Origin of the sequence: Haematobacter sp. (genome assembly GCF_032102465.1) — a bacterium.
In the GTDB taxonomy this organism is placed as follows: Bacteria; Pseudomonadota; Alphaproteobacteria; order Rhodobacterales; family Rhodobacteraceae; genus Haematobacter.
This window is the reverse complement of record NZ_DAMDHB010000001.1, coordinates 305,278-325,334: the sequence shown is the minus strand read 5'-3', so window position 1 is coordinate 325,334 and position 20,057 is coordinate 305,278. Positions and strand designations below refer to the sequence as shown.

At 63.7% G+C, this 20,057-nt stretch carries 20 protein-coding genes; 6 read left to right on the top strand and 14 right to left on the bottom strand.

All coding sequences use genetic code 11. The features are described 5' to 3' along the window. Nucleotides 1–6 precede the first annotated feature (6 nt). Complete coding sequence (locus RT513_RS01550; RefSeq protein WP_290689673.1) at nt 7–744, top strand: carboxylesterase; 738 nt, start codon at nt 7–9, stop codon at nt 742–744. A 47-nt stretch (nt 745–791) separates the two neighbouring features. Here the strand turns inward: RT513_RS01550 and phaZ are convergent, their stop codons facing one another. Further along, a complete protein-coding gene (phaZ, locus tag RT513_RS01545; protein WP_290689812.1) occupies nt 792–2,120 on the bottom strand; it encodes a polyhydroxyalkanoate depolymerase in 1,329 nt (442 codons plus the stop codon). A gap of 206 nt (nt 2,121–2,326) precedes the next feature. Between phaZ and RT513_RS01540 the strand changes: the two genes are divergently transcribed. From RT513_RS01540 to phaR, 3 genes are all read left to right on the top strand, one after another. Beyond that, nucleotides 2,327–4,081, top strand: coding sequence for a PHA/PHB synthase family protein (locus tag RT513_RS01540; RefSeq protein WP_290689810.1), 1,755 nt, complete (start codon nt 2,327–2,329; stop codon nt 4,079–4,081). 117 nt (nt 4,082–4,198) lie between these two features. Next, entirely contained in the window at nt 4,199–4,663 is a 465-nt protein-coding gene (locus RT513_RS01535) for a phasin family protein (RefSeq protein WP_088216162.1), read from the top strand. A gap of 130 nt (nt 4,664–4,793) precedes the next feature. Then, complete coding sequence (gene phaR, locus RT513_RS01530; RefSeq protein WP_088216161.1) at nt 4,794–5,339, top strand: polyhydroxyalkanoate synthesis repressor PhaR; 546 nt, start codon at nt 4,794–4,796, stop codon at nt 5,337–5,339. 42 nt (nt 5,340–5,381) lie between these two features. On the opposite strand, the gene RT513_RS01525 is transcribed toward phaR, so the two are convergent. From RT513_RS01525 to secG, 13 genes are all read right to left on the bottom strand, one after another. Beyond that, a complete protein-coding gene (locus tag RT513_RS01525; RefSeq protein WP_290689672.1) occupies nt 5,382–6,749 on the bottom strand; it encodes an aminotransferase in 1,368 nt (455 codons plus the stop codon). A 64-nt stretch (nt 6,750–6,813) separates the two neighbouring features. Next, entirely contained in the window at nt 6,814–8,115 is a 1,302-nt protein-coding gene (locus tag RT513_RS01520; protein ID WP_290689670.1) for an FAD-binding oxidoreductase, read from the bottom strand. After that, complete coding sequence (locus tag RT513_RS01515) at nt 8,112–9,467, bottom strand: glutamine synthetase family protein (RefSeq protein WP_088216158.1); 1,356 nt, start codon at nt 9,465–9,467, stop codon at nt 8,112–8,114. Before RT513_RS01515 ends, RT513_RS01520 begins: the two co-directional genes overlap by 4 nt. Then, the gene (locus tag RT513_RS01510; protein ID WP_088216157.1) at nt 9,460–10,155 is read right to left on the bottom strand and encodes a type 1 glutamine amidotransferase; all 696 of its coding nucleotides are present in this window, start codon (nt 10,153–10,155) and stop codon (nt 9,460–9,462) included. The genes RT513_RS01515 and RT513_RS01510 overlap by 8 nt, the downstream gene beginning before the upstream one ends. A gap of 58 nt (nt 10,156–10,213) precedes the next feature. Beyond that, nucleotides 10,214–11,548 (bottom strand): glutamine synthetase family protein, encoded by a 1,335-nt coding sequence (locus RT513_RS01505; protein ID WP_290689669.1) that lies wholly within the window; start codon nt 11,546–11,548, stop codon nt 10,214–10,216. A 3-nt stretch (nt 11,549–11,551) separates the two neighbouring features. Further along, nucleotides 11,552–12,391, bottom strand: a complete 840-nt coding sequence (locus RT513_RS01500) for an ABC transporter permease (RefSeq protein WP_088216155.1) — start codon at nt 12,389–12,391, stop codon at nt 11,552–11,554. Then, nucleotides 12,388–13,266, bottom strand: coding sequence for an ABC transporter permease (locus tag RT513_RS01495; protein ID WP_290689668.1), 879 nt, complete (start codon nt 13,264–13,266; stop codon nt 12,388–12,390). The genes RT513_RS01500 and RT513_RS01495 overlap by 4 nt, the downstream gene beginning before the upstream one ends. 64 nt (nt 13,267–13,330) lie before the next feature. After that, entirely contained in the window at nt 13,331–14,053 is a 723-nt protein-coding gene (locus RT513_RS01490; RefSeq protein ID WP_290689667.1) for a transporter substrate-binding domain-containing protein, read from the bottom strand. Between the two features lie 37 nt (nt 14,054–14,090). Next, nucleotides 14,091–14,867, bottom strand: a complete 777-nt coding sequence (locus tag RT513_RS01485) for an ABC transporter ATP-binding protein (protein ID WP_256947355.1) — start codon at nt 14,865–14,867, stop codon at nt 14,091–14,093. Nucleotides 14,868–15,007: 140 nt separating this feature from the next. Next, the gene (locus RT513_RS01480) at nt 15,008–15,454 is read right to left on the bottom strand and encodes a TerB family tellurite resistance protein (protein ID WP_290689665.1); all 447 of its coding nucleotides are present in this window, start codon (nt 15,452–15,454) and stop codon (nt 15,008–15,010) included. A 57-nt stretch (nt 15,455–15,511) separates the two neighbouring features. Continuing rightward, nucleotides 15,512–15,976 (bottom strand): hypothetical protein, encoded by a 465-nt coding sequence (locus tag RT513_RS01475; RefSeq protein WP_088216150.1) that lies wholly within the window; start codon nt 15,974–15,976, stop codon nt 15,512–15,514. Nucleotides 15,977–16,144: 168 nt separating this feature from the next. Next, a complete protein-coding gene (locus RT513_RS01470) occupies nt 16,145–17,788 on the bottom strand; it encodes a CTP synthase (RefSeq protein WP_088216149.1) in 1,644 nt (547 codons plus the stop codon). Nucleotides 17,789–18,001: 213 nt separating this feature from the next. Next, a complete protein-coding gene (gene secG / locus RT513_RS01465; protein WP_088216148.1) occupies nt 18,002–18,376 on the bottom strand; it encodes a preprotein translocase subunit SecG in 375 nt (124 codons plus the stop codon). Nucleotides 18,377–18,526: 150 nt separating this feature from the next. Between secG and RT513_RS01460 the strand changes: the two genes are divergently transcribed. Then, entirely contained in the window at nt 18,527–19,819 is a 1,293-nt protein-coding gene (locus RT513_RS01460) for an adenylosuccinate synthase (protein ID WP_088216147.1), read from the top strand. Further along, a complete protein-coding gene (locus RT513_RS01455) occupies nt 19,819–20,055 on the top strand; it encodes a DUF2842 domain-containing protein (protein ID WP_035740816.1) in 237 nt (78 codons plus the stop codon). Before RT513_RS01460 ends, RT513_RS01455 begins: the two co-directional genes overlap by 1 nt. Nucleotides 20,056–20,057: the final 2 nt, after the last annotated feature.

Genomic DNA, 20,057 nt, shown 5'->3' with positions numbered 1-20,057 from the left:
GCTGCCATGCCCGATCATCTGCTCACGCCGGAGGGCCGCAGGCTCGCTTACAACCGCATCCCCGGTCGCGGGCCGGGTGTTGTGTTCCTGGGCGGACTGCGGTCCGACATGACCGGGACGAAGGCGCTCTATCTGCAGGATTGGGCGGAAACGCAGGGGCGTGCCTTCCTGCGCTTTGATTATTCAGGCCACGGCCAGTCCTCCGGCACCTTCGAGGAAGGCGCGATCGGCGACTGGTTCGAGGATGCGCGCCATGCGATCAACCAGCTGACGGAGGGGCCGCAGATCATCGTCGGCTCGTCCATGGGAGGGTGGATCGCGCTCCTGCTGGCGCGGTCGATGCCGGAGCGGGTGGTGGGGCTGGTGACAATCGCCGCCGCGCCCGACTTCACCGAGGATGACATGTGGGGGGGCATGAGCGATGCGGAGCGGGAGCTGCTGCTTGCCCGCGGCTATGTCGAGCAGCCCTCAGACTATGACGGGCCCTATCGCATCAGCCGCCGGTTCATAGAGGATGGCAGGGATCGGCTGATCCTCCGAAGCCCGCTGCCGCTGCCGTTTCCCGTCCGTCTCCTGCATGGGACAGGCGATGAAACCGTGCCGTGGGAGCGGGGGATGCGGGTGCTTGAACACGCCAAGGGCGGGGACATCCGGCTGACGCTGGTCAAGGATGCCGATCACCGGTTTTCGACGCCGGAATGCCTCGCCCTCATCACCGTGTCCATAGGCGAGGTGCTCGGGTAGGAGGCTGCCGGGCTCAAGATACCGCCCGGCAATCCATTGACCCTCTCTCAGACCGGAACCGTATCCGGCGCCGCGCCACTGCCGGCGGAGGGGGAGACCACGCTTGCCTTGCGGCGCGGTGCGGCCTTTGGCTTTGCATCCTGCGGCTTGCTGGCGCGATCCAGAAAATCAAGCACATAGGGGCGGATGTTCTTGCGCCAGGAGGAGCCTGCGAAGATGCCATAATGGCCGGCATTCGGCTCCAGATAATAACCCTTCATCTCCTCCGGCAGGCCGGTGAGCAGGTCGAGCGCGGCCTTGCACTGGCCGGGGGCGGAGATGTCGTCCTTCTCTCCTTCGACGACGATGACCGCCGTCCTGTCGATCTTGCCGATATCCACGTGTTCGCCTTCGATGGTGAAGACATTCCGCGCCACCTCACGATCCTTGAAGATGCGTTCCACCGTGGAAAGGTAGAATTCCGCCGTCATGTCCATGACCGCAAGATATTCGTCGTAGAACCGATTGTGCTGATCGTGGTCGCCAGCGGTGCCCTGCGCGACGGCGAGGATCTGGTTCGTGAACGCCTCCGTATGACGTTCCCGGTTCATCGCGATGAAGGAGGAGAGCTGAAGCAGCCCGGGATAGACCAGCCGCCCCACGCCCGGATATTTGAAGCCGACACGTTCTATGAACAACCGCTCGAGCTGGCCCATGGTGACGCTGTCGCCGAAATCGGTCACTTCGGTCGGTTTTGCCGCCGGATCGATCGGCCCGCCGATGAGCGTCATGGACTGGGGCTGGGCCTCCGGCTCGTGCTGCGCGAGCCAGGCCCCTGCGACAAGCGTCAGCGGGGCGGGCTGGCAGATGGCGATCACATGAATATCCGGCCCGAGATGGCGGATGAAATCCACGAGCGTGAGGGTGAAATCCTCAACGTCGAACTTGCCCTCGGACACGGGAATGTCGCGGGCATTGCGCCAGTCGGTGACATAGACCTCGCAGTCGGGCAGCAGGCTCGCCACGGTTGAGCGGCACAGCGTCGCGTAGTGGCCGGACATCGGCGCGACGAGAAGCACGCGCCGTGCCATCTGCTCCCGTCCCTCGACCTGAAAATGGACGAGGTCGCAGAACGGTCGCCGCGCGACGACGGTTGTTTCCACCACCAGATCGGTGCCATCCCCGCCCGTGACGGTGCGAATTCCCCAGTCCGGCTTTACGACCATCCGGGAGAAGCTCCGCTCCGCCACCTCTCCCCAAGCCGCCATCAGGGCGAGCGCGGGATTCGGGATGGGGGCGAGGGCGGGGTAGCTTGCCATGGCGCGGGCCGTTGCGCCCAGCCACTCGCTGGTGTTGCGCAAGGTTTCCATCATGTCATAGCCGGTCATTGTCTTGATCATCGCGCTCTCCTGCCAAGTGCAGCCTGGGGCAATTCGTCGCTTCCCCCCCAGTTTGGGCGACGCTATGCTTCTTATAAGTTTAGGGGGGAGCCAGGGAGATGACAACGGGAACGCGTGGTCGTTCGCGGACCGGCAAGGCGACGGGGGAGGGTGACGTAACGGAACCCCCGCCGGAACTGACACCAGCGGACCATCTCGAACGCATGAACGAAAGCCTCGCGCGGGTGGAGGAGCTTCGTCAGCGAATGATCGCGGCACTCGCCCGCCGCAAGCCGATGGATCCCGGACTCTCCGGCCCGGGTGGCGATCTCTTCATGAAGGCCGCCACGGGTTACATGGCGGAGATGATGCAAAATCCCGGCCGGATCCTCGAACATCAGATCGGCTACTGGGGCAAGGCCGTCCGTCACTACATGGATGCGCAGCAGGCACTGAATACCGGTCGCCTCACACCACCCGATGATCGCGGGCCGCGCGACCGGCGCTTTGCCAACCCCCTCTGGGACAGCCATCCGTTCTTCAATTACGTAAAGCAGCAGTATCTGCTTTCGGTGGAAGCAGCGCATCAGGCCGTGGCCGACATGCAGCTTGACGAAAAGGAGCGGCAGAGGGTCGATTTCTTCACGCGGCAGATGCTCGACATGTTGTCGCCTACGAATTTCTTCGGCACCAACCCCGACGCGCTGGAGCGGGCGGTCGCGACGGATGGGGAATCGATCGTCAAGGGAATGGAAAATCTCGTCGCCGATCTGGAGGCGAACGAGGGGGAGCTTCTGGTGACGCTGGCGGACCGGCGGGCTTTTCAGGTGGGCGAAAACCTTGCCACCACCGAGGGCTCCATCGTCTTCCGCAATCGGCTTTTCGAGCTCATCCAGTATTCGCCGAAGACGGAGACGGTGAAGCAGCTTCCGCTCATCATCTTTCCGCCGTGGATCAACAAATACTACATTCTTGACCTCAAGCCGCAGAACTCCTTCATCCGTTGGGTAGTGGGGCAGGGATACACGGTTTTCGTCGTAAGCTGGGTCAACCCGGACGAGTCGCTCGCGGATGCCGGTCTCGATACTTACATCGAGGAAGGCTTCCTGAGAGCGATCGAAACCGTGCGCGACATCACCGGTGAAGAACAGGTGAATGCGGTCGGTTATTGTATTGCTGGCACGACCCTGGCGCTGACGCTGGCATTGCTCCGCAAGCGGGGCCTGAATCCGGTGAAGTCGGCCTCTTTCCTGACGACGCTCACGGATTTCTCCGATCAGGGGGAGTTCACGGCCTTTCTGTCCGACGATTTTGTCGATGCCATCGAACGGCAGGCGTATGAGAAGGGGTATCTGGCCGCCTATTTCATGGCCAAGACCTTTTCCTATCTGCGGGCAAATGATCTGGTCTATGGCCCGGCGATCCGTAGCTACATGATGGGCGATGCGCCTCCGGCGTTTGATCTGCTGTACTGGAACGGAGACTCGACAAATCTGCCTGCTCGAATGGCGACGGAATACCTGCGCTGGCTTTGTCAGGAGAACCGATTCGCTGAGCAGGGCATTCGCCTTTGCGGAGAGGTTCTCACCTTGTCCGACGTGAACGTGCCTCTGTGCGCCGTGGCCTGTGAAGCGGATCACATCGCGGCCTGGAAGGCCAGCTTCGCGGGCATCTCCCGCATGGGAAGCGGGGACAAGACCTTTGTGCTCGCGGAATCGGGCCATGTCGCCGGGGTCATCAATCCACCTGGCAAGGACAAGTACGGGCATTACCTCGGGAAGGCACCGGAGGGCGCTTCGGAGGAGTGGCGCTCTTCCGCGCAGCGCCACTCCGGGAGCTGGTGGCCGAGCTGGGAAGGCTGGCTTCGTCAGCGTGCCGGAGCGGACGTGGCTGCCCGCTTGCCGGGAACGGGCAACCATCCTGTCCTTGGCGATGCACCAGGGGAATATGTGCGGGCCAAGGTATCCGCCGGCCAATAACTCCCTGACATACCGGCCTTTTAAATTTTCTGCACCGCAGCGAAAAAAATCTTGAAATGCCGCGGTGCAGAACATACCTTTGGCTCAGCGCGCAGCATAGTATTTGTGGAGGGAAAAATGGCTAAAACTCAGGATTTCACCAAGATGGTGCAGGATATGATGTCGGCATTTCCGGTGGACGCCCATGCGTTCCAGGAAGCATTCAAGACCCAGGCTGCTCTGGGCGAGCGGATGACGAAAGTCGTGCTCGAAGCTGCAGAGAAATCGACGGAAATCTCCAGCCGCTGGACGAAGGAATCGATCGCGAAGGTCGGCGAACTCGCCCGCGTGAAGGAAGAGCCGGGTGATTACTCCAAGGCGCTGTCAGAGTTCGCTTCTTCCTCGGCGGAAATGGCTGCCGAAAATCTGGCGGCCTTTGCCGAAGTGGCGAAGAAAGTGCAGATGGAAACTGTCGAGCTGATGCTTGCCGCTGGCAAGGACATTTCGGAAGACGCGACCGCCGCGGTGAAAAAGGCGACCAGCGAAGCTACGGCTGCTGCTGCCCGCGCTTCGAAAGTGGCACCGACGGCTGTCAAATCCTGATCGGTTTGACAATCTGTTAAGTAAGGACGGGCCATGGCCCGTCCTTTTTCTTTGCGGGAGGAACGAGGCAGGTTTCTTTTTGGAAATCTCTGGCCTAGATTCCATCTGACAAGTGACGGGGGGATGGAAGGTGGCAGAGAACGAGAAGCCGCTGCTGATCAAGCGGTATGCAAGCCGCAGGCTCTACAATACCGAAACCAGCGATTACGTAACGCTGGAGGATATCGCGCGGTTCATCCGTGACGGGCGCGAAGTGAAGATCGTTGACCTGAAGTCCGGCGATGATCTCACGCGCCAGTATCTGCTCCAGATCATCGCCGAGCATGAGAGCCGGGGTGAGAATGTCCTGCCCCTGACGGTGCTCACCGATCTGGTGCGCAGTTACACCACTCAGGCACAGAGCGTCGTGCCGCAATTCCTCGCCATGTCCTTCGACATGCTGCGTGAGGGGCCGAGCCGGATGATGGAAGGGTTGACCACCTATCCCAATCCGATGTCGGCCATGCCGGGATTCGAGGCGATGCAGCGCCAGCAGCAGGCGTTTCTGAAGACGCTCATGCGGGGATGGGCCCCCCCCACGACCAAGGAGGAGGAGCCGGTTTCGACTTCCTCCGAACTGGCGGATATCAAGCGTCAGCTTGCCGAACTTCAGGAGCGGCTTTCCGGCCGGAAGTGAGGCTGGCAGCCCGCCCCGTTCCGGGCGGGCCGCAATCGCCGGTCAGGCGACTTCCGCAAAGACCTGCTTCAGCGCGGCTTCCAGTTTTTCGAACATCTCATCCATCTGAGTCTCTGTCATGATGAACGGAGGGCAGAGAACGATGGACTGTCCCAGCGGCCGACAGATCAGCCCATGATCCGTGCAGGTATTGGCGATCCGCTCGGAGACCGAGAGTTTGCCGTCAAACGGCGTCTTGGTGGCCTTGTCCTTGACCGCCTCCAGTGCGCCCATCAGACCCTTGCCCCGCCATTCGCCGATGTTCGGGTTTTCCGCCAACCGGGCAAGCCCGGCCTCGAAGCGCGGCGTCAGTTCACTCGCGCGATCCGCCAGCCCTTCGTTCATGATGATATCGATGGCCTTCAGCGCTACCGCACAACCGACGGGATGGCCCGAGGCGGTGAAACCGTGCGGAAATTCCTCGATCGCTTCGGAAGCGGCCTGCATCCGATCAGCAAGATCCGGGCCGAGGATGATCGCGCCCATCGGGAAATATCCCGCCGTCAGCGCCTTGGAGGAAATGATGGCATCCGGCACGAAGTCGTAGGTCTCACACCCCCAGGTATTGCCTGTCCGGCCGAAACCGCAGATCACCTCATCGGAGATGAGCGGAATGCCGTATTTCTTCAGGATCGGCTGCACCGCCTGGAAATAGCCTTTGGAGGGGGGAATCACCCCGCCCGCGCCCTGAACCGGCTCGGCAAAGAAACCGGCAATGGTATCCGGCCCTTCGGCAAGGATCGTGTCCTCCAGTTCCTTTGCCATGCGTTGGGTGAACTGCTCCTCCGTCTCGCCCTGTTCCCCGAAGCGCCAGTAATGCGGGCAGGAGAGATGGATGAACCCCGGCAGCGGCAACCCGAAGACGGAGTTGTAGGGCTTGCCGGTCATGGAGGCCGAGACCGCTGTCACGCCATGATAGGCATTCACCCGTGTCAGAATCTTACGCCGCTCCGGCTTGCCCTCCGATTGGGCGAGGAACCAGAGCATCTTGACCATGGTGTCATTCGCCTCCGACCCGGAGTTGGTGTAGAAGACCTTGCCGCGCGGGAAGGGGGAGACATCGACCAGCCGCTCCGACAGCATGACCGTCTGGTCCGACATGCGCCCGAAGAAGGCGTGGTAGCCCGGGAAACGGGCGAACTGCTCCTGCCCGGCGGCGATCAGCCCCGGATGGTCGAAGCCTGCCACCATGTTCCACAGGCCGGAATTGGCGTCGAGATACCGCTTGCCGTGGGTATCGACGATATAAGGCCCCTCGCCATGCGTGAGGACGACCGTGCCCCGTTTATGGACGGAGGGCAGGTCGGTGAAACCGTAGAGGCTGTATTCCTCCGCCCGGGCTTCCCAGCTGTTCGGCACATCGTCACGCATCGCACGGTCCTTTCCTTGGCTCGCCTGAAAGCTAGCCCCTGCGCCACGTTTCTTCAACAGCGGCTCAGACTCCCAGCCGGTCGCGCAGGCCGTACCAGGTCATCGCCAGCACGAGGAGAGGATGGCGCAACGCCGCACCACCGGGAAAGCGGGGCGTGGGCAGGCGCGCCATCAGGTCGAACCGTTCCGCCTGACCGGCCACCGCCTCTGCCATGATCCGCCCGGCGAGCGTCGCCATGGCGACGCCATGCCCGGAATACCCCGAGGCGGACAGAAGGGTCGGCCCGAGCCGGAGAAAACAGGGCAAGCGCGTCATCGTGATGGCCAGCGTTCCACCCCAGGCGTAATCTATCCGCACGTCGCGGAGCTGCGGATAGACCCGGAGCATGGGTTTCCGCACCGTGGCGATCACGTCGGGAAAGCGGTAGCCGAAGCTCTCCCCCCCGCCGAACAGCAGCCGGTTGTCCTCCGACAGCCGCCAGTAGTTCACCACGAAGCGGGTGTCGGCAACGGCGACCGGTTCGGCCAGAATATCGCGTGCCGCATCCCCCAGCGGTTCAGTCGCAACAATGAAATTGTTGATCGGCATGACCCGCGCCGCGACCTCCGGCACCAGATCGCCGAGATAGCCATTGCAGGCGAGGATGACGTGATCCGCCGTAACGCTGCCGCTTGCCGTAACAACGCGCGTCGTCTGCCCGCGGGTGATCCCGGTGACGAGGGTATTCTCGTGGAGGGTGACGCCCGCGGCTTCTGCGGCCCGCGCCAGCCCGATGGCGAAGTTCAGCGGGTGGATATGGCCCGCGCCACGGTCGATGTCGCCGCCGACATAATCCTCGGAGCCGATCAGCGCCCGGATGCCCGCCCGGTCCAACGGTTCCACCTGATCGTAGCCATATTCGTGGGCGAGCTTTTCCGCCATGGTGCGGGAATGGCGAACTTCGGCTTCCGTCCGGCAGGCATGGGCAACGCCGGAATGGAAACGGATGGGCATCGCATGACGGGCGATAAGGTCGCGGACCAGCGCTTTCGCCTCCTCCGCGATGGCCCAGAGCCGGTGGGCATCGTCCCGACCCATGCGGCGTTCAAGCTCGTCCTGTTCCAGCCGCTGGCCGGAGCCGACCTGTCCCCCGTTCCGCCCCGAAGCACCGAAGCCCGCGCGATGCGCCTCCAGCAGCACGACAGAATAGCCCCGCTCGGCCAGATGCAGCGCCGCCGACAGACCCGTATAGCCTCCGCCCACGACGCAGACATCGGCCCGATGCGAGCCCTGAAGCGGGGGCGCGGGTTCCCGATCCGTGGCCGTCGCGGCGTAATAGCTGGCGGGGAAGGATCCCTGACGGTCGTTGGCGGTGAGAAGGTTCATACGTTGAGCAGCAGGTGCTCCCGCTCCCACGGGCTGATAACCTGAAGGAACTCCTTGTATTCGTTGCGCTTGACCGAGTCATAGACGGAGCAGAAGCCAAGGCCCAGAACCTCTCGCACGCCCTCGTCCTCCGCGAACAGGTCGAGCGCATCGCCGAGGTTGTAGGGCAACTCGTCGGCGGACATATAGGCATCGCCCAGACATTCGGGACGCGGCATCTTCTGTTCCAGCAGACCCAGATAGCCGCAGGCGAGCGATGCGGCCAGCCCGAGATAGGGGTTGCAGTCCATACCCGCCAGCCGGTTCTCGATCCGCCGCCCGGAGGGTTCGGAAATCGGCACGCGCAATCCCGTCGTCCGGTTGTCGCGCCCCCATTCGAGGTTGATGGGTGCCGCGAAATCCGGGACATAACGCCGGTAGCTGTTCACATAAGGCGCCAGCAGCGCGATGACCGCGGGCAGGTGATTCTGCATCCCCGCGATGAAATGCAGGAATGCCTGCGTCTCCGCGCCCTTTGCGTCGGAAAAGATGTTCTGGCCCGTTGCCGTATCCACCACCGAATGGTGGATATGCATGGCAGAACCCGGCTCGCCCTCGATGGGCTTGGCCATGAAGGTCGCAAAACAGTCGTGGCGGAGCGCGGCTTCCCGGATCAGGCGCTTGAAGTAGAAGATCTCGTCGGCCAGCCGCACCGGGTCGCCATGGGCGAGGTTGATCTCCACCTGACCCGCGCCGCCTTCCTGAAGGATGCCGTCGATCTCGAACCCCTGCGCCTCGGCGAAATCGTAGATATCGTCGATGACCGGACCGTACTCATCGACCGCGGACATGGAATACGCCTGCTTGGCCGCCGCACGACGGCCCGACCGGCCCATCGGCGGCTGCACCGGCATGTTCGGGTCGATGTTGCGCGCGACGAGGAAGAATTCCATCTCCGGCGCGACGATCGGCGTCCAGCCCTTTTCCTTGTAGAGATGCAGGACGCGTTTCAACACGTTGCGGGGCGCGGCGGCCACCGGTTCCCCCGTCTGGTCGATGGCGTCATGGATCACCTGAAGCGTGACATCGGCCGTCCAGGGCGCCGCGGTGGCGGTCGAGAAATCAGGCGCCATGATCATGTCGGGCTCGGTGAAGGCGCCTGTCGGATTGTCGGCCCAATCCCCGGTGATCGTCTGGAGAAAGATCGAATTCGGCAGGAAGAAGGATGTCTGCTTGGCGAACTTGAACGCGGGCATCGCCTTGCCGCGGGCGACGCCTGCAATGTCGGAGACGATGCATTCCACTTCATCCACACGGCGGCCCTGGATGTAGCGTTGCGCGGCTTCGGGGAGCTTTTCGGTCCAGTCAGACATGGGCCCTCTGCGTAAGAAAATCGGCGATCCGGTCGGCGAGAAGGGCGGAGCCGCCTTGTGTATCGGCATCATCCTCCGTCAGGCGGGTGAGGGCTGCGGAGACCCTGTCGTCCGGCACGCTGCCGCTCCGATGGTCGATGAGGCCCTGCGTCACCGTGCTGTCGAACTCAGGATGTGCCTGCACTGTAAGGATATCGTCACCATAGGCCAGCGCGGCATTGTCGCAGAAACCGGAGGAGCCGACGACCCGGGCTCCCTCCGGCCGCTCGACCACCTGATCCTGATGCCAGGCGTTGAGAGTGACGGTCCTGCCGCCGAAGTCGTAATCCTGCGGCCCGACCGACCAGCCGCCGGAGAATTTCTCCACCCGTCCGCCAAGCGCCTGCGCGATGATCTGGTGTCCGAAACAGATGCCGACCATCGGCACATGCGCCTCCTTCACCGCGCGGATGAAGGCTTCGAGCGGAGCGATGAAGGGGTGGTCCTCATAGACGCCGAAGCGGGAGCCGGTGATGATCCAGCCATCCGCGTCGCGGGGGGAGGCCGGAAATTGCATGTCCAGCACGCGCCAGGTGCGGAAGTCGAACCCCCGGCCTGCGAGCAGACGCTCGAACATGTCGGGGTAGTTGCCGGAGGCGGGCTGAATGGCGTCGGGCGCGTCGCCGGTCTGCAGGATGCCGATGAGCATGGGAGTCCTCGATGGAATGGCCCAAGGCTATCCCCGCCCGCCGCCGTCGGCAAGCGGCTCACACCGTGTCGAGATAGAGATCCATCTGCTCGTCCGGCCCGAGTTCCGCCATGTAGCGCACCTCCTGCCGCTTGGTCAGCACGTAGTTGCGGATCAGTTCCTGCGGAAAGATTCGCGCGACCAGCGAAGAGGTTTCGAAATCGTCGATCGCCTCTTCCCACGACGTCGGCAGGCGGGGCGATGCGCTGTCATAGGCGTTGCCAAGGAGCGGTGGCGGCGGGGTCAGCCCATCCTCGATGCCGATGAGAGCGGAGCCGAGAACGCCTGCGATCATCAGGTAGGGGTTCACGTCGCCCCCCGCCACGCGATGCTCTATCCGGCGCGCGACCGGCTTGCCGGAGGGAATGCGGATCGCGGTGGTCCGGTTCTCATAGGCCCAGCTTATCGCTGTGGGCGCATGGGCGCCGGGAACCAGTCGGTCGAAACTGTTGGCATGGGGTGCGAACACGAGCGTCGAATCATGCAGCGCGGCAAGGCATCCGGCGACGGCGCTTTTCAGGGCAGCGGTGCCCTCCGGCCCGCCGTTGTCGAAGATATTCCGCCCCTGCCGGTCCAGCACGGAGAAATGCATGTGCATTCCGTTGCCCGCATAATCCTCATAAGGCTTGGCCATGAAGCTCGCCGCGAAACCGTGTCGCCGGGCAAGGCCCTTCACCAGCAGCTTGAACAGCCACGTATCGTCCGCGGCCTTCAGCGCGTCGGACTGATGCATGAGGTTGATCTCGAACTGACCCAGACCTGCTTCCGAAATGGCGGTGTCGGCGGGAATGTCCATCTCCTCGCAGGCATCGTAGAGATCGGTGAAGAAGCGGTCGAAGGCGTCCAGCGCACGAAGGGCCAGCGTCTCCGCCCCGATCCGCCGCTTGCCGGAGCGCGGCGATTTGGGCATCTGGGGGCGCTTGCCGGAATCGTCGATCAAGTAGAACTCCAGCTCGGTCGCTACCACCGGGCGCAGCCCGTCCGCCGCATAGCGCTTGAGCACGGAGGCCAGCGCATGGCGGGGATCCCCGTCGTAGGGCCGGCCATCCTCGCGGAACATCCATAGCGGCAGAAGGGCGGTCGGCGCTTCCAGCCACGGCATCGGCATGAAGCCACGGTCAGTCGGCAGCAGGATGCCATCGGGATCGCCCTCGTCAAAGACAAGCGGGCTGTTCTCGACATCCTCTCCCCACACATCCAGCGACAGGACCGAGAGGGGGAAGCGCGTCCCGTCCTCGGCAATACGGTCGGCGAAGCGGCGGGGAATGCGCTTGCCCCGCGCCTGTCCGTTGAGGTCCGCCGCCGCTACGCGGATGGTTCTGACTTCGGGGTGTTCGCGCAGCCAATCGTGCATTCTTTACCTGACGTATTGCGGCCTGAATCTCAGTTTTCGCCGCGCCGTCCTTGGAACATGCCGGTTGAGCCGCCGGTTCACCAGCCCGAAAAGCCCGATCACCAGCAGGGTCAGCACAATGAAGTAGAGCCCGACCAGCGGATAGGCCACGAACGGGTTGAAGGTTCTCGAAACGAAGTAGCTCGCATAATAGAGACTGTCGCCGGATTGCTGCCACGCCGGGAAGGCGGAAAAAAAGATGAGCGTCGTGGCATGGAGCAGGAAGATCGCCTCGTTCGTATAGGCGGGCCAGGCGAGGCGCAGCATGGTCGGCCACACGATGCGCGTGAATTTCTGGCGGCTGGAGAAGCCATACGCATCCGCGGCCTCGATATCGCCTTTCGGAACCGCCATCAGCGCGCCGTAGAAGATCTGCCCCGAATAGGCGGCCGTGTTCAGACACAGCACGATCAGCGCGCCAAGCCATGCCCGCGTGAGCCAGCGCGTTTCAACGGTGAGCGTGGTGAAACCGAGCGGGATGTCCACGCCCACCTTCGGCAGCAGCATGAACAGTTCGTAGGCAAAGAAGAACTGGATGAAGAGCGGAGACCCGCGGAACAGGAAGATGAAGAGGTCCGCCGGTTTCGACAGCCAGCGCCGGGGGCTGGCCTTGGCAAGCGCAAGACCGGTGGCGAGGAAGAACCCGATCAGCAGGGCGAGCGCCGCGAAATAGATGTTCCACAGCAGGCCGGAACCGATGAGGACCACCTGCTCGCAAAGCCCGATCTCTCCCGTCGGGAGCCGCCGCTCCCCGAACCCCAGCGCGCGGAGGCCATAGAGCTGAAACGCCTCGCCGCAGGTCATGCCGCTCTCCTGATCTGTTCACCCGCGAGCGTGGCCTGCCCCATGGCGAGCCTGCGCGTGTAACGGGCGAGAACCCGCTCGCTCACCCATGTCAGCAGGAGATACCAGGCGAGCAGGACGAGAAAGTACCACAGCCGCCAGTCGCCATGCGGATAGTCGAAATGCGAGGTCTTGGAGGCACCGAGTTCGCGCGCCCAATAGACGATGTCCTGAACCCCCAGCAGGAACAGGAGCGGCGTGGCCTTGATGAGGATCATCCACAGGTTGGACAGGCCCGGAATCGCGTAGGTCCACATCTGTGGCACAAGGATGCGGCGGAAGATCTGGCCGTGGCTCATCCCGTAGGCTTCGCCCGTTTCCAGCTGCGCCCTGGGCACGGAATTCATCGCGCCATAGATCACATTGGCGGCGAAGGCCCCGAAGACGATGGCGAAGGCAACGACCGCCAGCGTGAACCCGTAGGTCTCATGGATCCACGGCGGCGACGAGGCGAGCGGCAGCTTTGCCTCCGGGCAGACGATAAAGTCCGACCCGCGCCGGACGGGCTCGGTCCAGTCGGGGCATTTGATCTTGTGACGCATCCATTCGAGCCCCTGGTCGATCATCAGCGGCACGAACAGGAAGAACACGATATCCGGCACACCGCGCACCATGGCGCTGTAGCCTTTGCCGATGAGGCTCATCGGCGCGAAATGCGACCGCGCGGCAACCGCTCCGGCAAAGCCGAGCGCGAGCGCCAGCGGCGCGGTGATGAGAAGAAGCGCGATCACCACCAGAAAGGAGCGGTAGAACAGCAGGTGCTTGCCCGATGTCAGGTAGCACGCATACCATTGAAGGCCGTCGAGTGTGGCGGGATCGGCGCAGAAGCTGAACATCGGCGGCTCGGATTATCCGGGAAGGGGAGAGAGGATCGGGGACGTACCCCGATCCCCGTCGCAATCAATAGACGACGGCGTCCTCGCCAAACCATTTCAGGATGAGCTTGTTGATGGAGCCGTCCTGCTTCATCTCCGCAATAGCGCCGTCGAAACGGTCGCGGAGCGCCGCATCGGACATGCGGAAGGCCGCGCCGACACCTTCGCCAAGCTGCACGCGATCCACGATGACCAGCTCGCCGTTCGACTGATCCGCGATCGGCTTGAGATAGTCCAGATCGGCCAGAACGGCATCGGCCTCACCGTTGCGCACGGCAGAGACGGTTTCGTCGGGCGTCGCGAACTCAACCAGCGTCGCGCCTGATTCGGCCACGTGCTGTGCCTGAATGGTCGCGGTCTGTGCGGCCACGATGCCCTTGGTCACATCGACATCATCGGAGGTGGCGACGTAGAGCGAGACGGTGGGCGGGGTGTAGTTTTGCGTGAAAAGCCGGTCCTTCTTCCGCTCGTCGGTGATGGACATGCCGGCCATGATCAGGTCGTAGTTCCCCGAGTTGAGGTTCGCCATGATCGTGTCCCAGTCGTTCTGCACGAATTCGCAGGTCAGGTTGAGCCGCTTGCAGAGTTCGCCGCCGAGTTCGATCTCATATCCGTCAAGCTTGCCGCTGTCGTTGATGAAGTTGTAGGGGGCATATGCACCCTCCGTCCCGATCCGCACCACCTGCTGGGCGAAGGCGGATCCCGCCATCGTCGCCAGAACCGCGGCGGTCATTGCGATTTTCTTCATAGTAGAACTCCCTGTCCTTTTATGGGCTTGCCGGGCGTTATTCACCGCCCGCGCGAAGAAACTGGCGCAACCGCTCGCTTCGCGGTGCGCCGAAAAGCGTATCCGGCGATCCTTCCTCCTCCACCCGTCCCTGATGGAGGAAGACGACGTGATCGGAAACGTCGGCGGCCATCCGCATGTCATGGGTCACGATGATCATCGTACGCCCCTCATCGGCCAGCGCCTTGATGACGCGGATCACCTCCTGCTCCAGCTCCGGGTCCAGCGCCGAGGTGGGTTCGTCGAAGAGCAAAGCCTTCGGTTCCATGCAAAGGGCCCGCGCGATAGCGGCCCGCTGCTGCTGCCCGCCGGAAAGCTGCGAGGGATAGCGGTCGGCCTTGTCGCCGATCCCCACCTTGTCCAGAAGCTGCAGCGCACGCGCCTCCACCTCCTCGCGGGGTTGTCCAAGCACGGTGACCGGCGCTTCCATGACATTCTGGAGAACCGTCATGTGGGACCACAGGTTGAACTGCTGGAACACCATGGACAGGTTCGTGCGGATCCTGAGCACTTGCGGGCGGGAGGCCGGCCGGCGGTGCAGCCCCTCTCCGTGCCACAGGACGGCTTCCCGCTCGAACAGGATCTCACCCTCCTGACTGTCCTCCAGCAGGTTGGCACAGCGCAGCAGCGTGGACTTCCCCGATCCTGAGGAGCCGATGAGCGAGACCACATGCCCCCGCGGTGCAGTGAGGCTGACGCCCTTCAGCACCTCGAGGTTGCCATAGGATTTGTGGAGATTGATGATTTCGATGACGGGCGGTGTCGCTGTTGTCACGGGGGGCATCGTCCTGTTGCTTGGTCGATAGTTGGACGATTTTCCTGATGAATTGCAACAAGTCCCGCGCGTCAGGGGCGATTGGTCGCATAAAATGCAGGCAATCTTTCACGTCCTGCCCCTTGGCTGGGCAGACTCGGTCAAGCGCGACGGCTTTCCACCCGCTGGCGGGCAAGTGCGCTGTCCCGGTCGTTCACGCCCAGCAGGTTCGCGGTGAGCCGCAGCATCGCGTTTTCCTCCTGGTTCCGCATCCCGTCAGCCAGGGCCACGTCCCACAAGGCCTCCATCACGCCTTCGCGCTCCTCATAGGCGACGGCATCCTTGATGACGCGGGTGAAACGCACCGTATCGGGGGCGACCTGCTCCAGCTTCTCCGCCTCGCGCAGCAAGGAGGCCGCCTCAAACGGACCCAGGGCGAAGCGGGTGCCGACGATCCGGGCGATCCGGTCGCTCTCTTCGTCGGAGTAGGTGCCGTCCACGCGTGCGACGCGGACCAGCAGGGCCGTCAGTGCCAGACGCACGTCGTCGGTGGCAAAGGAATGGCGATCGGTGTCGCCCGTGAAAAGGCGGATGAGATCCTGGAGCATGGGTGTCGATATAAGTCCGGTGGTGCGTGTTCGCGAATCACATCCTGCGGCGCAGAGTCAGATGCAGGCCCAGTAGGGGCCGGCGCCCTCGGCCATGGAGCAAGTGCAGATCTCCTGCTTGCTCTGCCCGTTCAACGGCTGCGGATTGATGAATCCGATGCCGCGATACTGACCGGTCAACGCCCGAATCGCTTGCGAGCCCTGCGGATAGGCACGGTCCCCGATAAGGCAGGCGGCAGGCAGGCTGATGGCCGCGACGCCGGAGCGGTCCCGAACCACCGGCACGCTCATGGCTTCGGTTTCCGGGGAAACGGTGACGGTGGGGGCGGAAGTGTAGGAGCCACGCTGCGAGCGGCCTGCCGGGTAGCTGGCGCCCAGATCACGGTCCCAGACGGTCTGGCAGCGGGCTTCCGCTCCTTCGCCGAGGCAGTTCAGACGATCAGGATCGGCTCCGCCGTTGATCAGCGGCCCGCAACCCGCGAGCGTGAGCAGAAAGGCGGGAAGAAGGATGTGGCGGATCATTGCGCGCTCCGATGTGTCTGGTTGAGCGAAATCTAACCGCTCTCGCGCGTCGGGCAAGGAAGAAGGCGGCCGGTATCCGCTTTCTGGCAGCTTTCTGTCTGGTTGCGGCATTGCTTTGCCGGTGACGCCGGGGGGCGCGGGGGGCGTCCCCCGCGCCGTGGCGCAGGGTCAGACCAGACGTTCGGCCTCTTTCGCGGCCCGCACGAAATCGGCGAACAGCGGATGCGGCGCAAAGGGTTTCGACTTCAGTTCCGGGTGGAACTGCACGCCGATGAACCACGGATGGTTCTCGTATTCGACGATCTCGGGGAGGCGCCCGTCGGGCGACATGCCGGAGAACACCAGCCCGTGCCCTTCGAGCTGATCGCGGTAGCGGATGTCCACCTCATAGCGGTGCCGGTGGCGTTCCTCGATCTCCGGCGAGCCATAGATGCCCGCAACGCGCGATCCCTGCTTCAGCACGGCCGTATAGGCGCCGAGCCGCATCGTGCCGCCCTTGTCGTCGCCCAGTTTGCGCTCGACCCGATGGTTGCCCTGCACCCATTCCTTGAGATGGTAAACGACCGGGGTGAAACGCTTTTCCCCCGCTTCGTGATCGAACTCCTCCGACCCCGCGTCATTCAACCGGGCAAGGTTGCGGGCGGATTCGATCACCGCCATCTGCATGCCGAGGCAGATCCCAAGATAGGGGATTTTCCGCTCCCGTGCAAAGCGGGCCGCGTTGATCATGCCTTCGGTGCCGCGCTCCCCGAAGCCGCCCGGAACGCAGATCGCGTGGAAATCCTCCAGCCAGGGGCCGGGATCCTCCCGCTCGAAAATCTCGCTGTCCACCCATTCCGCCTTGACCCGTACGCGGTTGGCCATGCCCCCATGCGTCAACGCCTCCGCGATGGATTTGTAGGCATCCTCAAGCTGCGTGTACTTGCCGACGACGGCTATGCGCACCTCGCCTTCGGCATTCTCGAGCCGGTCCATGACATCCTCCCAGCGGGAGAGGTCCGGGCGCGGGGCGGGGGCGATCTGGAAGGCGTCGAGCACCGCCTGATCCAGCCCTTCGCGGTGATAGGCCAGCGGCGCCTCGTAGATGGTCTTGAGGTCGGGCGCGGCGATCACCGCATCGGGCCGGACGTTGCAGAACAGGGCGATCTTCTCGCGCTCCTTCTGCGGAATGGGCTTCTCCGACCGGCAGACCAGAACGTCGGGCGCGATGCCGATGGAGCGCAGCTCCTTCACGGAATGCTGGGTGGGTTTCGTCTTCAGCTCACCGCTCGCGGCGATATAGGGCAGGAGGGTGAGATGCATGAAGATGCACTGCCCGCGCTGCCGCTCCTGCGCGAACTGGCGGATCGCCTCGAAGAAGGGCAGCCCCTCGATATCGCCGACGGTGCCGCCGATCTCGCAGAGCATGAAATCCACCTCATCTTCGCCCACGCGAAGGAAGTCCTTGATTTCGTTTGTGACGTGCGGGATCACTTGGATCGTCTTGCCAAGGTAGTCGCCGCGCCGTTCCTTCTCCAGCACGTTGGAATAGATCCGGCCGGAGGAGACGCTGTCGGTCTTGCGGGCCGAGACGCCGGTGAACCGCTCGTAATGGCCGAGGTCGAGGTCGGTCTCTGCGCCGTCATCGGTGACGAACACTTCACCATGCTCGAAAGGCGACATGGTGCCCGGATCGACGTTCAGATAGGGGTCCAGCTTGCGCAGGCGGACAGAATAGCCGCGCGCCTGAAGAAGCGCGCCCAAGGCAGCCGAGGCGAGCCCTTTTCCCAGGCTGGAGACTACCCCGCCCGTGATGAAGACGTAACGTGCCATGAAGCTGCTCCCGTGAGTTCCAATAAGAATCTGCCGCGGTTCATGCAAGAATCGCGGCATCACGGGACTTGGGATATAGCGGAAACCTTAAGGGTGCGCAATATCCTGCGGAAAGACTTCCTGAAGCCCCGATAACTTGTGTTGATGTAACAGTGAAATGGCGGGCGCGCGGGCGTCCGCCGGTATCGATCTTTCAGCCGGTCAGCCTGCTGGTCAGTCTGCGCGGGGCGGCGTGGCCGGTGCGCTGCCGGTCGAGGGCGGCAGGAGGCTGCCGCCATCCGCGGGAAGAGCAGGCTCGCTCGCCGCGGGCGGAGGCGTGAGATCGGAGCCGAGCCGGTCGAGAACCGAACCGCCGCCCGACCGCTCCGCCGAGATGATCGTCAGTGCGACCGAGGTGCACAGGAAGGCGATCGCAAAACCCCAGGTCAGCCGGGTCAGCGCGCTCGCCGCCTGCCGCCCGGTCATGACACCGGTTCCGCCGCCCCCGCTGCCCATGCCCAAGCCGCCGCCTTCCGACCGTTGGAGCAGCACGACGACGATCAGCGCCAGCGCGAGCAGGAGGTGGATGATGAGCAGGATGTTTTCCATGGGGCAGCCGGCCTTTCGTTCCGCGCCTATCTAGAGGCATGGCGGACGGGTCGCAAGTCACCCTGTTCGCCCCCGGTGCGATTTTCGCGTGGTTTTGCGCGCGCGGTCGCGGTAAGGACTCCCCGCATCGACCAGAGGCGGAGTCTTGAAATGGCCAATGTCGTCGTCGTCGGCGCCCAGTGGGGCGACGAGGGTAAGGGAAAAATCGTGGATTGGCTCTCGGAGCGGGCGGATATCATCGCGCGCTTCCAGGGGGGGCACAATGCCGGCCATACGCTCGTGATCGGCGAGAAGGTGTTCAAGCTGTCCCTGCTGCCCTCCGGGATCGTGCGGCCGGGCAAGCTCGCCGTGATCGGCAACGGCGTGGTGCTGGACCCGTGGGCGCTCTTTTCGGAGATCGACAAGCTTTCCGGCCAAGGTGTCGCGATTTCCACCGACAACCTGATGATCGCGGAAAACACGCCGCTGATCCTTCCTCTGCATCAGGATCTCGACAAGATCCGCGAGGAAGCGGCAGGCGCCTCCAAGATCGGCACCACGGGGCGCGGCATCGGCCCGGCCTATGAGGACAAGGTGGGCCGTCGGGCGATTCGCGTGGCCGATCTCGGCGATGAGGAAACGCTCGAGGCGCGGTTGGACAGGCTGCTCGCCCATCATGACGCGCTGCGTCAGGGTCTCGGCGCGCCTGCCGTGGATCGGGCGGAGCTGAAGGCGAAGCTGCTGGAGATCGCGCCGAAACTGCTGCCCTATGCGCAGCCGGTGTGGAAAATCCTCAACGAACAGCGCCGGGCTGGCAAGCGCATCCTGTTTGAAGGGGCGCAGGGCTCACTGCTGGATATCGACTTCGGCACCTATCCTTACGTGACCTCCTCCACCACCATGTCGGGGATGGCCGCGACGGGGACGGGGCTTGGCCCCTCCGCCATCGGCTTCGTGCTGGGAATCGCCAAGGCCTATACCACGCGGGTCGGTTCCGGTCCGTTCCCGACGGAGCTGGAGGATGAGATCGGTCAGCGTCTGGGCGAGCGGGGCCATGAATTCGGCACTGTCACCGGGCGGAAGCGCCGCTGCGGCTGGTTCGACGCGGTTCTGGTCCGTCAGACCTGCGCGATCTCGGGCGTCAACGGCATCGCGTTGACGAAGCTCGATGTGCTGGACGGGTTCGACACGCTGAAGATCTGCGTGGGCTATGAGGTGGACGGCGTGAAATACGACCACCTGCCGACCGCTGCGGCACTCCAGACCCGCGCGACGCCGATCTATGAGGAGCTGGAGGGCTGGCAGGAATCTACCGCGGGCGCGCGCTCATGGGCGGAGCTTCCGGCGGCGGCGGTGAAATACGTCCGCCGTATCGAGGAGTTGATCCAGTGCCCCGTGGCGCTCCTGTCCACCAGCCCGGAGCGGGACGACACGATCCTCGTCACCGATCCGTTCGCGGACTGATGGCGCTTGGCTACAAAGCCCGGCGGCGGTTGTCGCTGCTCATCCTGCTGGTGGGTGTGCCGCTCTATATCGCCGTCGCGGTCACGCTGATGAACTGGTTGGACGCCCGTTTCGGGCGCCAGCCGTTCTGGGTGGAACTGGCGATCTATGTCGGCCTGGGCATCCTCTGGGCGCTGCCGTTCCGGGCAGTGTTCCTGGGGGTGGGGCGCGCCGATCCCGACGCGCCGGAGGAATAGGC